The following is a 13,096-nucleotide window of genomic DNA, read 5'->3' as shown; positions in this document are numbered from 1 at the left end:
GTTATATATGACTTAAAGCTTAGAATTTCTGAATTAATGCTTGGTTTTGAGTGAGGTGCAGATTGTATGTCTGAGTATTGTTCTAAATTTGAGATATAGAATGCTATCTGGATGATGGCCATCAAGTATTTCAAAGCTTAAAATAAGCGCTATGTTCATCCTATCGTATGAATATAGGAGCTAAGAAATGAAAAAAGTAATTGGTGTTTATCGTAATCAGCAAATGCACTGGGTGGGCGATGGTTTTCCAGTCAAAAGCTTATTTTCCTATGATCGTCTAGGTCAGGCGATTAGCCCATTTTTGCTTTTGGATTATGCGGCACCTTATCAGTTCGATCCCACCACTGCACGGCATGGTGTAGGTTCACATCCACATCGTGGTTTTGAAACGGTGACTATCGCCTACAGCGGTGAAGTGACTCATAAGGACTCAAGTGGTGGTGGCGGCACAATTCAAACAGGCGATGTGCAATGGATGACCGCAGGGTCGGGTCTGGTGCATGAAGAATTTCATTCGCCTGAATTTGCTCAAGCAGGTGGTCTTTTTGAAATGGTTCAATTGTGGGTGAATTTACCGGCAAAAGACAAAATGACCCAGCCTCGTTATCAAGCGATCACACGCCAAGATATTCCTCGCATAGACATGGATGAAGGTGCAGGGCATATTCGGGTGATTGCTGGTGAAATGGGTGGTCACCTTGGGCCTGCACAAACCTTTAGTCCAGTGAATGTCTGGGATGGTGAATTGAAAGCTCAATATGAAACCACCTTACATGTACCTGAAGGGCATAACACCATTTTGGTGGTCTTGAAGGGTGAGGTTGTGGTGAATGAAAGCCATAAAGTGCAAGACAGTTCGATGGTCATGTTTGCCAAAGATGATATCGCCATTCAGCTACAAGCGTTGCAGGACACACAATTTCTGTTACTTAGCGGTGAGCCACTAAATGAGCCGATTCAAGGTTATGGCCCATTTGTGATGAATAGCAAAGCTGAAATTATTCAAGCCTTTGATGATTTCAATAACGGAAAATTTGGTGAAATTGCGCTAGCGCATGAGGCTTAAGTGAAATTCATGCCGTTGAAATAGCCGAAAAAAAAGCCTCTGAACAGTCAGAGGCTTTTTTATTGAGCGCTGTAGTATTTATAGTTGTCATGATTTAAATATCATTTTACTTTTTATAAATTGTGATGAATTTATCACTTTCTTATGTGGCGCATCTTAGCGGTACTTGGCTTTAAAGTAAACCGAAAGTTATAAAAATGGTTAATTTAATTGTTTGGTTTTATAGGGTAATTAAAATTTTAAAGAAAAATATGTTTAAAAAACAAAGCTTAAATTGTGTGCTTTTGACTGTAAATATTTGTAAATTTAACTTAAAAACGGCTGTACTGAAATCCATACAAAAAGTGCGAATCTGGTATTTTTTAATAGCTATTTTTAAGTTCTGATCAGTCATACTTTTAAACTGTGTTTTATAGATGGAAAAGAAAATTGGAAATTGCAGTCATCGGTAGTGGCATGGCTGGGCTGGCTACCGCAAGAATTCTTAAAGACGCAGGGCATAACATTACAATTTTCGAAGCTCTGCCGGGTCGTGGTATGGATAGCCACAGCACTGAGTTTGAAGGCGGCTTGATCGATGCCCCTTTGCGTGTGATGAATCCACACCTCTGGAAAAATACCTTAAGTTTGGCGACCCATTTAGGGATTAAAACCTTCCCAGTCCGTACCTATATGGCATGCAGTTGGCTATTTGAAGATCGTACAGAAACGTGGTTGACCACCAGTCGTAGCCGTATTGGTAATTTCCCAATTATTAATAATCGTAAAGGCTTACAACAATATGGCTGGCGTTTAGTCAAAGGAATGTTGCAACTCAAAGCCGCGATCACTCGATTTTTTAAATCAAAAAATCAGGACATTACGCTTGCTGAATTCATTAATAAAAATGAAATTGAAGAAGTATTTTGGCATGGTGCAGTCATGCCTGTGTTGTATACCATTTGCACTTGTAACCCGAAAACGATTGGCGAATGGCCTGCGAAACCGCTGTTGATTTTCTTGCGTCAATTGACCAATGGTGATGCCTTGTTGCGTATCCAAGGTGGTACACCTGCGTTGGTTGATAAACTGATTGAAGGTTTAAATATTCAAAGTGGTACGGCAATTACCAAAGTGCTCGAGCAAGACGATAAAGTCTTGGTGGAAACTGAGGCCGGTGCACATCATCTATTCGATCGCGTGGTTGTTGCGACACCAACCACCAAAACGGAAGAATTTTTAGATTCTACTCAGTTTGCTGACGATATTGAGCTCTTAAAGAAATTTAAATTTGAGCAAGGTCAGTTGGTGATCCACACTGATCAAACCGTGATGCCACCGAAGCGTAAAGATTGGTCTGTACTAAGTTATATGATGGACCGTAAATTTACCCGTCAGCAATTTACCGTATGGCTCAACTCCATTGAGCCGAGCTTGGTGGGTAAAACCCCTGTGTTCCAAACCTGGCAGCCAGTGACACCGATTGATCCTAAAAAAGTGATCTCTTCGGTCAGTTTGACACGTGCAGTGGTGGATTCACATACCGTGGCGCTGAATAAAGAGTTACAGCAACGACATTTATCCCCTGAACGTAAAGTCTTCTTCTGTGGTTCATGGTCTTGTGACGGTCTGCCGATTTTAGAGTCTGCGGTAACGTCTGCTATGCATATTGCAGAAATTTTTGGTGCGCCATTGCCGTTTGTGGGTTTAAAACCTAAAGTGGAGGTTGCCCCTCAACTCGGTTACTAACATGAAATGGCTTCAAGCAATTCGTCAGTACGTCCCTAGCCATAAATATGCGATTAACAGTCGATTACTCGGAGATGATGCGGAGCTTGCTTGGAGCAATTTGGGCTATTGGGATGATGCAAAATCATCCTATCCTGCAGCCTGTCAAAAACTCGCTTTATATCTTGCCGAATCCATTCAATTAAAATCTACAGATCGTGTTTTAGACCTTGGTTGTGGGCAGGGCGCGAGCTTGGTTTTTTGGATGGAACATTTTCAAATTCAAAACTTATCCGCAGTCGAATTGCAAACCGAATGTGTGGAAAAAATCCAAAAAAATTTAAATTCAAAAATCAAAATACAACAAGATTCATTTTTGAATTTAAAAAATATTTATCCACAAAACTGTATGGATGCCGTACTGTGTATTGATGCTGCGTATCATAGTGATTTGAATTTATTGCTTTTATCAGTTGTTAATGTTTTGAATTCAAAGGGACGCTTTGCTTTTCACTATTTGATGTTGTCCGATGCGTTTTTGAATTTAAATTCAGTGCAACGATTGAAATATCAAAGTCTGTTGAAAGCAGCAGATGTGAATTTGAAAAATTTAAATTCAAAGCAAAATTTACAACACCAAGTGCAACAGGCAGGTTTCGAAAATATCCAGATTGAAGATATCAGCGAATTCGTATTTCAGGGTTTTGCCGATTATATTCAAGAACAAAAAAGTCAGATGAGCCTGAGTCATGTGGATCAATTCAAAATCAAGATGACGGCAAAATTGTGTGAGAAGTTGTATCGAGACGGGCTGATTCGTTATGTGCAGATTAGCGCGAGGAAGCCATAAAAGAGCGGCTCTAAAAACATCAAAGCCTCACTAAAAAGCGAGGCTAAGAAATGGTGCCGGCACACGGATTCGAACTGTGGACCTACTGATTACAAGTCAGTTGCTCTACCAACTGAGCTATGCCGGCGTTGTGGAATGCATTCTACAGATTTTTTGAAGTGGTGCAAGTTAAAAAAACAGCAAATCGAATGTAATTTATACGTTTGATTTATTCAGCATTCAACCGATGTTTGGCTCTAAAACCAGAGAAATAAAATTAGGCAATGTTTCGCCCACAAGATGTGGGCGAAAAAATAGGATGGATGAACGTTGAGTGCTATTTCATTCTTAAAATTTGGTCTAGATCCTGTGCGCATTCTTCAAGTGTATATGCCATCTCCAGTTGCATTTGGGGGCGGAGTTCATTGGCGAGCTTTCGCCATTCGTCAATCAGACGCTGTGCTTTTTGAATTTTATGTTTATTGATGTCTTTGGCAAGGGTTGGGGTATAGCCACCACGTTTGGCGTTCTTGATCTGCTTAACATAATTCTGGCTGTTATTCATGTTCTCTCCCGAATAGCAGTGATATATGAAAGGTGTTTTTTAAGTTTTTCGTTGATCAAGTTAAAAGTACCGCAATCGCGTTTCAGTTCTATGATGTTTAAATTAATGAATAATTTTTTGAATAGCACCTATATTGAGAGGATGATTTATTTTTAGCATAGGCTTAAGTAATTGTCTTTAGAATATAAAATTTGTATTTGTAAATAAACGTGTCTTTCTTACTGCCAATAAAAAATCCATAAGTCGTGCATTAGGAAAAAAACGTGTGATTTAAATCCATCAATCAGGACTTAAATACTGTGAAGTTATTGAGCTAAACAAATAGAAGATCAATTAGGGGAATATTTAATATTGAGAACAATAAAATTAAAAAAGGCCTAAATTTTATCAATTTAGACCTTCATTCTGCTTGGCATTGCAGTTTGTTCTGGCGGTGAAAGAGGGATTCGAACCCTCGAAACGCTATAAACGTTTACACACTTTCCAGGCGTGCTCCTTCAGCCACTCGGACACTTCACCTTTTGCGCGGTGGATAATAGCGAAAAAAATATATTCTGCCAAGAGAAACAATTGAATTAGACAAAAACATCTTGAGCGGTGCTATGATTCGCAAAAATCCTGTCTAAATTGAAGACAATTATATGCAAAGTACTGCACAAAAAGCCGCATTGCCTGCCATCACCTTGGCAGCTTTGGGCGTAGTATTCGGAGACATTGGGACGAGCCCGTTATATGCGCTGCGCCAATGTTTCCTCACAGCACACTTGGCGATTAGCGAAGCGTCTGTGCTGGGTATTCTGTCCCTGATTTTCTGGTGCATCATGCTGACGATTAGTTTTAAATACGTCAGCATCATCATGCGTGCAGATAACAATGGCGAGGGCGGTATTATGTCGCTGTTGGCCTTGAATCTACGAACCACACGAATTGCCGAAAACAAAAAAATCTACCTGATCGCCCTTGGCTTTATTGGTGCATCTTTGTTCTTTGGTGATGGGATCATTACCCCCGCAATCTCCGTGCTATCAGCGATTGAAGGTTTAAGTATTGCGACGCCGATGTTTAACCAATGGCTGCAACCCTTATCGATTGGTATTTTGGCGGGGCTATTTTTAGTGCAACGCCATGGCACAGGCACGATGGGTAAATTCTTTGGTCCATTGACGCTCATGTGGTTTTTATCCATTGGCGGATTTGGGTTATGGAGTATTTCGCAAACGCCATTTGTGTTGACCATGATCAGTCCGCATTGGGCTTTCAATTTTGTGGTACAGCAACCCTATGTTGCGTTTTTGACCATGGGTGCGGTCATCTTGACGATGACGGGTGGTGAGGCAATCTATGCCGATATGGGGCATTTTGGCCGACTCCCAATCCGCTTGGCATGGTTTATTGTGGTCATGCCGTGCTTGCTGTTGAACTATGCAGGCCAAGGTGCCTTGCTACTGCGTAATCCTGAAGCTTTAGCCAATCCATTTTATATGCTGATCCCTGAATGGGCATTGTATCCAATGATTGCTTTGGCGACAGCGGCCGCGGTGATTGCCTCTCAAGCGGTGATCACAGGGGTATTCTCTATGGTCAATCAGGCGATTCAATTGCGTTATTTGCCGCGTTTGACAGTGAAACATACCTCTGAAGTTGAACGTGGTCAGATTTATTTACCATTTATTAACTGGGCATTGTTTATCTCGGTGCTGATCTTGATCTTGCTGTTTGAAAACAGTGCGAATTTGGCCAGTGCGTACGGCGTAGCTGTGACCATGACCATGCTCTGCGGTACGATTTTGATCTCAGTTTTGGCTTATGGTTTATGGCGTTGGCCGGTATGGAAAGTAGCGATTTTTGCAGTGCCATTTTTATTGATTGATTTGATCTTTGTTGCATCGACATCATTAAAAATCGCAGCGGGCGGTTGGGTTCCAATCCTGATTGGTGCGGTATTGTTTACGATTTTAATGACGTGGAAAGATGGTCGGGCATTGGTGCTCAATCGACTCGGTAAAGATGCTTTGCCTATTGACCTGTTTATTCGCAGTGTCAGCATGGGTAGTGAAACCAAGTTTGTTCCAGGTGATGCCGTATTCTTGACAGGAACGCCTGAGATCGTGCCTCATGCTATGTTGCATAACATCAAGCACAATAAAGTCCTGCATGAACGCAATATTATGGTTACGGTCAACACCCGAGATGTGCCATTTGTACCCGAAAATGAGCGGGTGATCACGGAAAAACTAGATGATCGATTCTATCGAATCACCATGTTTTATGGGTTTAAAGATCAGCCGAATATTCCTGCCGCTTTGGAGCATGCGTATCGTGAATTGGGCTTTGAATTTGATCTAATGCAAATCAGTTTCTTTATTTCCAGAGACCGTATTATTCATACCTTGGGTGAAGGCATGGCACCTTGGCGAGAAAAGCTGTTTATCTCTATGCAGCGAAATACCAGTCCAGTCAGCGATTTTTATCAAATTCCAACCAACCGTGTGGTTGAGTTGGGCAGTCAGATTGAAATTTAAGACGTAGATTGAACTTTTAGGCATAGATTTAATAGTTAAACACGAAAAAGCCAGATCAATTCTGGCTTTTTTTTATCTGTGATAATTGAACTTTTTTAGTCCAAAGACATAGAGATCATTCTGTTGCTTTTTCTTGGGAGGAGTATGCGAGCAAAGCAACAGAATGAAGATGTTGCGTTATTTCATCCTTGAAAATACGCTGATTAGTTGATTGTCGCGTCTACATCTGCAGAGGCTTCAGGCGCAGCTTGGATGGCTTCGTCAGCAACAGGTGCTTCTGGGTTGGCTTGAATTGATGCGTCTGCAGGATTTGCACTTTGAGTTTCAGGTGCTGCCATAAAAGCATCTTGTTGTGCTTGAGGAGCTTCAGGCAATGCAGCCGATGCGCTATCGGCATTCACTGGCGCTTCTGCAGAAGAGGCAATGACGGGTGCAGCATTGGCATCCGTTGCTACGGCTTCAGGTGCTTCAGTTATAACGGCTTCAGGTGTATTGGCCACTGCCGTTTGTTCAGTTGGAACGGACTGCTCTGTAGGCGCAGCAGCTACACTTTGCTGTTCATTTGCGAGTGCATTTTCCGCTTCAGTCACGGCTTGTTCAGCATTTGCAGGAACTGCAGGGGCATTCGGATCGATTTGGTTTGCCTGAGCCTGTTCAGGGTTTAAGGGCTGTTCTGTTGCAGCGGCATTGACTTGTCCGGCAGGTACTTCAAGCAATTGAACTTGACCACTTGATACCAAGTCCTGAATAGAACCGGGTTGACCATTCACAGTGGTCACAATTTTGACTTTAGACAAGCTTTCTAAAGTGTCACCGGGTTGAATCGGCGGTTCTGCAAATGCTGCTGCGCTCATTAAACCTGAAATTAAACCTAAACCTAAAATTTTAGAATGCATAATCACTCCGTATATTTTTATCGCAATTTTTCATATTTTTACCTTGTCATAATTCTTGAGGCGAATTCAATGAAACATACGCAACTGCTTCATGACCTCCTATAAAGAACTGCACAACTGCGACATAAAGTTACATCAACTGCTGCTTTGTTAAACAATATTTGTGTGATTGTTAAGCAAATTAAAAAAGAAAAGTGTACTAAAATTTGCACCCTTGCTAAGCTGCGGAAAAATAGTCCTTTTAGAAGTCATTGTTGTAAGTCATGGTCAAAAAGAAACGCAATTCAGCAAATCCGCTTTCACAGTTATTTGGGCAAAATGGCATAAAAGTGCTGTTGGGTCTGGTGGCAACAGGAAGCTTTGCTATTGCTTTCGGGCAAGAAAAAATTCAACAACTTGTTTCTATGAGCAGCACTTCAAATAGCGCCTGTTTGGACCAATTTTATCGTGAAGTGCCACCTTATTTGGTCCGTGAAAGCCTACATAAAAACAGTTTTCCACTGTGTTTTAATGGCTTTAATGTCATGTATTCAGGGATATCCAAGACACCGCTTTGGGTTGCAGAAGCATTAACCCCTGCACGCCTGAGTCAAAAAATTCCGCGTGAAGATAACTTTCATGAAGAGACTCGCGTGCCGTCTGAATATCGGGCTTTGCTGTCAGACTATAAATCTTCAGGCTATGACCGTGGACACATGGCGCCAAATGCCGATATGCCCAATAAAGCGGCACAGTTAGACAGTTTTTCTTTGGCCAATATGGTGCCGCAAGCCCCAAAAAATAATCAGCAAGTGTGGCGCGAGTTAGAAGAAGCCACACGGGCGATAGTGACCAAACAAAAGCAAGATGTCTATGTGGTGACGGGGCCGGTATACAGTGCGAAAAAATTAAAAACCATCGGGCAAGGGGTCATTGTGCCGACCGCCACTTATAAGGCGATCTATTTGCCGAAAAAAGGTGTTGCAGGCGTGTACTATGCAGACAATACCTTGCGTGATACGGCACCGACAGTCAAAGTCATGAGTATTTGTGCGCTAGAAGAACTGACTGGAATTAATTTCTTTCCAGAATTAACTGAAGACCAAAAGCGTAATACCTACCGTTTGCCACTCAAAGCCACCCAAGTAAAAGCAAATCAAGATATCGCTTATTTGCATTGGGATGCTGAAAGCCAGTGTGCTGCAGATGTCGCAGAAGACAAGATTTTAAGTTTGCAAAAAGAGTTTAAATCGAGTGGTGGTTCTGTGGGAGAGACATCCATGGCAAGCAGTGAAAATGACAACAATCAAGATGCCTTGGTCAAACAATTGATTGAAGAAATTCTGCAATATCTGCTACAGATTTTGAAATAATCGAGCAGATAATAGCGTTGAACTGCGAGCGATGAAGAGGATCATTGCTTGCAGTTGAAATCTTTTTCACGTATTTCTATTGCAGCATCAATACAACAAAAAAGAAGGATATCCAACATGTTTAAAGCATTTGAAAATGACACAGCTTCGCATGCAATTCATGACTTAACACTAGAAAATGGCCAAGATCGAATTAATATTTATGGCAACTTACAGGTGACGAAAGACCAAGCAGGTTTAGCTGCAGCGAAAGCTTTACAGGCATTTTTCAATGATGTGGTGTCAACGCTTGAGGCAGAAACTAACTTAGCTGAAAAAATAGCGCAGGGCGGTGAAGGCAACGAAGTGGAAAATCCATTTCTTTAATGCTGTGTCATCGGCTGTCGAAGGACGCAATGCTCAATTCGGGATGAATGAAAAAAAGCTCACAGGTTGTGAGCTTTTTTTGTGGCGTATTTTTCTATTTATGCGTCTTTTGCCATCAGTTTATAGATGACCGCACCAATCACTGCGCCAATGATTGGGGCTACCCAAAACAGCCAAACTTGTGATAGTGCAGCAGTTTCAGCAAAAAATGCCACACCCATACTACGCGCTGGGTTGACCGAAGTATTGGTGACGGGAATGCTGATGAGATGGATCAATGTAAGCGCGAGACCGATCGCAATTGGGGCAAATCCAGCAGGGGCACGTTTATCCGTTGCTCCCATGATCACAATCAGAAAGCCAGCCGTCAGCACAATTTCAATGATTAAGGCTGAGAGCATAGAGTATTTGCCCGGAGATAATTCACCATAGCCATTGGTGGCAAAACCGCCGACGCCTGTAAATCCAGCCTGACCTTGTACAATGATGAATATAATAAATGCGGCGAGGGTTGCACCCAGCAATTGAGAAATAATATAGGGTGCTAGTTCTTTGGCTTCAAAACGACCACCGGCCCACAAGCCGATACTCACGGCAGGGTTAAAATGTCCCCCTGAGATATGACCCAGCGCATAAGCAGCCGTTAACACCGTTAAACCGAAGGCCAGTGCCACGCCTGCGAAGCCAATGCCAAGCTCAGGAAAGGCCGCAGCCAAGACCGCACTACCACAACCACCAAAGACCAGCCAAAACGTACCAATCAGTTCTGCTAAATATTTATTCATTTATTGAATATGCATAGATTTAATAGATTTTGCTGAAAATCACAATATATAAAATGACAACTGCATCACATTTTTAACTTGATGCTTCAATTTGCGATAAGCGCCATTGCTGTGGGGTTAAATTTCGCCATTGTTTAAAAGCACGTTGAAACGCACTCTGTTCTGAATAACCCAGCAGTAGCGCAATTTCCTGCAAACTTAAATGCGGGTCTCTTAAAAATTCTTCAGCCATCATGCAACGGACTTCCTGCATACGTTGCTGATAGGTGCTGCCTTGTTGTTGTAAATGGCGTTGTAATTGTCGGACGGAAAGATTGAGTTGCGTAGCGACATGTTCAATTTGGAACTGTTTTTTTTGCAAACCCATTAAGATGGCTTGCTGTAAGCGTTGGTCGATTTGCGTGGTATTCGGCAGTTTTTCTAATAAAGACTGTGCCTGTTGCATTAACAGTTTTTGTAAGGTCTGATCGCCTTGGGAAAAGGGGCGAGACAGTTCTTGAATGGGAACAATAACCTTCGACTTTTCTTGGGAAAAACGAACTTTGCAGCGAAAATATTGTTCATACTGAGCGACATTTTTTGGTGCAGGATTATGAAAATGCACTTCGTGTAAATTGATATCTTCAAAACGCATGAATAATTTTAGAAACTGCAGCATTAAGGCAATCGCAATTTCATCGGTCAATTGATTGGCCATATTCATGGGTAAATCATTCCAACCGATGGAGAAAAAATCATTTTTAATATCAATCAGCAATGGACTGCCATCGAAGATTAAGCGATGAAAATCATGGTAGCGGAGCAGTGCTTCGCCCAAGTTTTCACAGGACAGAGCAATATACGCAATAATGCCAATATGTTTAGGTTGCACATGTTCTGCAATTTCTAAACCCAGCGCCGGCTTTTGGATCTTTTGATCTAAATCCATCAATAAATCACGCCAAATGGCATAATCAAAACGCTCTAAGTTTTGAACTTTATTCAATTTTTCAGGAATAGCAATGCCTTGGGCTTGGTGATAAGCATAGAGCAAATGGCCCAGTCCTCCATAGACCGATCCTGTATAGTCCTTGAGTTGTTGCATATTTTTTTAATTCTAAATTTTGTCGTGTTTTGTCAATAATATTAAAAAAAACGGTCAATATCTAGCCCTCTTCATTACCTATAGTGGAGCTAAGAAAAGGAGATATTGGTCATGTTAAAAGGTTTTATTGCAGGGTTGGTCGTCGCCAATGCCTTTGAATGGGTCGCGCATAAATATGTTTTGCATGGGACACATCGGTCAGGCAAGCCACGTTTTAGTCCAGTACCGAAAAGCATGAAATCACATTGGGAACATCATCGTGAAGTTCGAAAAACAGATTTTCATGATCATGGCTATGTTGAAGGTGTACAGAACTGGCGCACGAAAAATGAAATATTGTCACTAGTGGCAGTTTCAGCCGTATTTGTCCCGCTGTTTTATCCTATTTCCAAAGGAATGAGTTTGTCTGTGCTGTATTGCGCAGGGAATTATTATTATATCCATCGTCGCGCACATCTTGAGCCAGAGTGGGCGATGAAAAAGATTCCATGGCACTATGACCACCATATGAACTCAAATCAGGATGCCAATTGGTGTGTGACTAAGCCGTGGTTTGATTATATTTTAGGGACTCGAGTGATCTCCTCGGCAAAATTACAGGAACAGAACCCATTGGGTGTGTTACTACCGACAGCGATTGCGAAACCATTGTCACACTGGGTCAATCGGGTATTTCCTGCAAAGTGGGTCGCTGAGCGTGAAAAGCCAGTTGCACTTCTTGAAACGGTCTAATGTGAAAGCGTTGTGCGTTTTGACAACGAGCGTTGCTACCCATTTGAGCTGTCGCAATTTGTCAATAAATTATGAATCTACTGTCAATCAAATACAGTATAAATGTCCTATATTTAAATCATCAAAAGGCTTGTACACGACGAGTTGATTGATGAAGTTGCTATGTATATTTTTTCATTTGTTTTAAGTATCAGACCAAGTGCTGTAGTTTTTCTTGGTTTATAGGAGCCGACAAGGCTCCTTTTTTTATGTCTATAGTGGATGAATTAAATTGACGATTCGCTGCTACAACTCCATGGCGTTGCATCAAAAACACCAAAGCAAAAAAAGAGCGAATCATCGCTCTTTTTCAATCCTCATTGAAAACGAATCAATTAAAGACGCATTTCAATGCCTTGTTCTGCAAGATATTTTTTCGCTTCAGGAATGGTGTGTTGACCAAAGTGGAAAATAGAGGCTGCAAGCACCGCATCTGCGCCACCTTTTAAAATGCCATCGGCCAAATGTTGGAGATTACCGACACCACCAGAAGCAATGGTTGGAATGGTCACACGGTCATTGATGTTACGCATCAGTTCAAGGTCATAACCGGCTTTGGTTCCGTCAGCATCCATCGAGGTGATGAGTAATTCACCTGCACCGAAGTCCGCCATTTTTACTGCCCATTCGATGGCATCGATACCGGTTTCTTTACGACCACCGTGGGTGAAAATTTCCCATTTATTGTCGCCAGTTTTTTTCGCATCAATAGCAACCACAATACACTGTGCGCCAAAACGCTGAGAGGCTTCTTGTACAAATTCAGGGTTATAAATAGCCGCAGAGTTAATCGAAACTTTGTCCGCACCCGCATTTAATAACAGGCGGATATCTTCTACTTTACGCACGCCACCACCGACTGTTAATGGCACAAATACAGACTCAGCCATACGCTCTACCGTACGGTAAGTGGTATCACGACCATTTGAGGTTGCGGTAATGTCTAAGAAGGTAATTTCGTCCGCACCTTGTTCGTTATAACGGCGTGCAACTTCAACTGGATCGCCTGCATCACGAATATCAAGAAATTGAACACCTTTCACTACACGACCGTTGTCCACGTCGAGGCAAGGAATAATACGTTTAGCAAGCATAATTTTTTCCAAAAATAACAGCCGATTATGAAACTTCGCGACTTAGATGCTACACCTTA

The 13,096-nt window shown here is 41.9% G+C and carries 12 protein-coding genes and 2 tRNA genes; 7 read left to right on the top strand and 7 right to left on the bottom strand.

Annotated elements, in window-relative coordinates; translation table 11 throughout:
- Window positions 1-187 precede the first annotated feature (187 nt).
- The 3 genes from FTU12_RS02060 (at window position 188) to FTU12_RS02050 (ending at window position 3,623) form a co-directional block, all read left to right on the top strand.
- Window positions 188-1,066 carry a pirin family protein gene (locus FTU12_RS02060; protein ID WP_180025915.1) on the top strand — a complete coding sequence of 293 codons (879 nt, stop codon included), beginning with the start codon at window positions 188-190 and terminating at the stop codon, window positions 1,064-1,066.
- 429 nt (window positions 1,067-1,495) lie between these two features.
- Window positions 1,496-2,794, top strand: a complete 1,299-nt coding sequence (locus tag FTU12_RS02055; protein ID WP_180002759.1) for an FAD-dependent oxidoreductase — start codon at window positions 1,496-1,498, stop codon at window positions 2,792-2,794.
- Between the two features lies 1 nt (window position 2,795).
- Entirely contained in the window at window positions 2,796-3,623 is an 828-nt protein-coding gene (locus FTU12_RS02050) for a cyclopropane-fatty-acyl-phospholipid synthase family protein (protein ID WP_180113641.1), read from the top strand.
- A gap of 51 nt (window positions 3,624-3,674) precedes the next feature.
- On the opposite strand, the gene FTU12_RS02045 is transcribed toward FTU12_RS02050, so the two are convergent.
- The 3 genes from FTU12_RS02045 to FTU12_RS02035 form a co-directional block, all read right to left on the bottom strand.
- Window positions 3,675-3,750 (bottom strand) — tRNA-Thr (locus tag FTU12_RS02045).
- A gap of 189 nt (window positions 3,751-3,939) precedes the next feature.
- Window positions 3,940-4,167, bottom strand: coding sequence for a hypothetical protein (locus FTU12_RS02040; protein ID WP_078190515.1), 228 nt, complete (start codon window positions 4,165-4,167; stop codon window positions 3,940-3,942).
- A 428-nt stretch (window positions 4,168-4,595) separates the two neighbouring features.
- Window positions 4,596-4,686: transfer RNA gene (locus FTU12_RS02035), tRNA-Ser, on the bottom strand.
- A 122-nt stretch (window positions 4,687-4,808) separates the two neighbouring features.
- On the opposite strand from FTU12_RS02035, the gene FTU12_RS02030 reads away from it, so the two are divergent.
- Window positions 4,809-6,689 (top strand): potassium transporter Kup, encoded by a 1,881-nt coding sequence (locus FTU12_RS02030; RefSeq protein ID WP_078193161.1) that lies wholly within the window; start codon window positions 4,809-4,811, stop codon window positions 6,687-6,689.
- A 203-nt stretch (window positions 6,690-6,892) separates the two neighbouring features.
- On the opposite strand, the gene FTU12_RS16625 is transcribed toward FTU12_RS02030, so the two are convergent.
- Entirely contained in the window at window positions 6,893-7,585 is a 693-nt protein-coding gene (locus tag FTU12_RS16625) for a hypothetical protein (protein WP_180113640.1), read from the bottom strand.
- Window positions 7,586-7,848: 263 nt separating this feature from the next.
- Here FTU12_RS16625 and FTU12_RS02020 point away from each other — a divergent pair, with 263 nt between their 5' ends.
- Together FTU12_RS02020 and FTU12_RS02015 are read left to right on the top strand one after the other, a co-directional pair.
- Window positions 7,849-8,937 carry a DNA/RNA non-specific endonuclease gene (locus tag FTU12_RS02020; protein WP_078193159.1) on the top strand — a complete coding sequence of 363 codons (1,089 nt, stop codon included), beginning with the start codon at window positions 7,849-7,851 and terminating at the stop codon, window positions 8,935-8,937.
- Window positions 8,938-9,054: 117 nt separating this feature from the next.
- Window positions 9,055-9,303: a hypothetical protein gene (locus FTU12_RS02015; RefSeq protein WP_180113639.1), complete on the top strand. Its 249-nt coding sequence runs from the start codon at window positions 9,055-9,057 to the stop codon at window positions 9,301-9,303.
- A 98-nt stretch (window positions 9,304-9,401) separates the two neighbouring features.
- On the opposite strand, the gene aqpZ is transcribed toward FTU12_RS02015, so the two are convergent.
- Entirely contained in the window at window positions 9,402-10,088 is a 687-nt protein-coding gene (gene aqpZ, locus FTU12_RS02010) for an aquaporin Z (protein ID WP_180113638.1), read from the bottom strand.
- A gap of 73 nt (window positions 10,089-10,161) precedes the next feature.
- Window positions 10,162-11,172 (bottom strand): AraC family transcriptional regulator, encoded by a 1,011-nt coding sequence (locus FTU12_RS02005; RefSeq protein WP_180113637.1) that lies wholly within the window; start codon window positions 11,170-11,172, stop codon window positions 10,162-10,164.
- 111 nt (window positions 11,173-11,283) lie between these two features.
- Between FTU12_RS02005 and FTU12_RS02000 the strand changes: the two genes are divergently transcribed.
- Window positions 11,284-11,904, top strand: coding sequence for a hypothetical protein (locus FTU12_RS02000; protein ID WP_180025920.1), 621 nt, complete (start codon window positions 11,284-11,286; stop codon window positions 11,902-11,904).
- A gap of 374 nt (window positions 11,905-12,278) precedes the next feature.
- On the opposite strand, the gene hisF is transcribed toward FTU12_RS02000, so the two are convergent.
- Window positions 12,279-13,040, bottom strand: coding sequence for an imidazole glycerol phosphate synthase subunit HisF (gene hisF, locus FTU12_RS01995; RefSeq protein WP_306674445.1), 762 nt, complete (start codon window positions 13,038-13,040; stop codon window positions 12,279-12,281).
- Window positions 13,041-13,096: the final 56 nt, after the last annotated feature.

It is taken from the genome of Acinetobacter sp. YH12063, assembly GCF_013419715.1.
GTDB classification, from domain to species: domain Bacteria; phylum Pseudomonadota; class Gammaproteobacteria; order Pseudomonadales; family Moraxellaceae; genus Acinetobacter; species Acinetobacter amyesii.
This window is presented reverse-complemented; position numbering and strand designations above follow the sequence as displayed.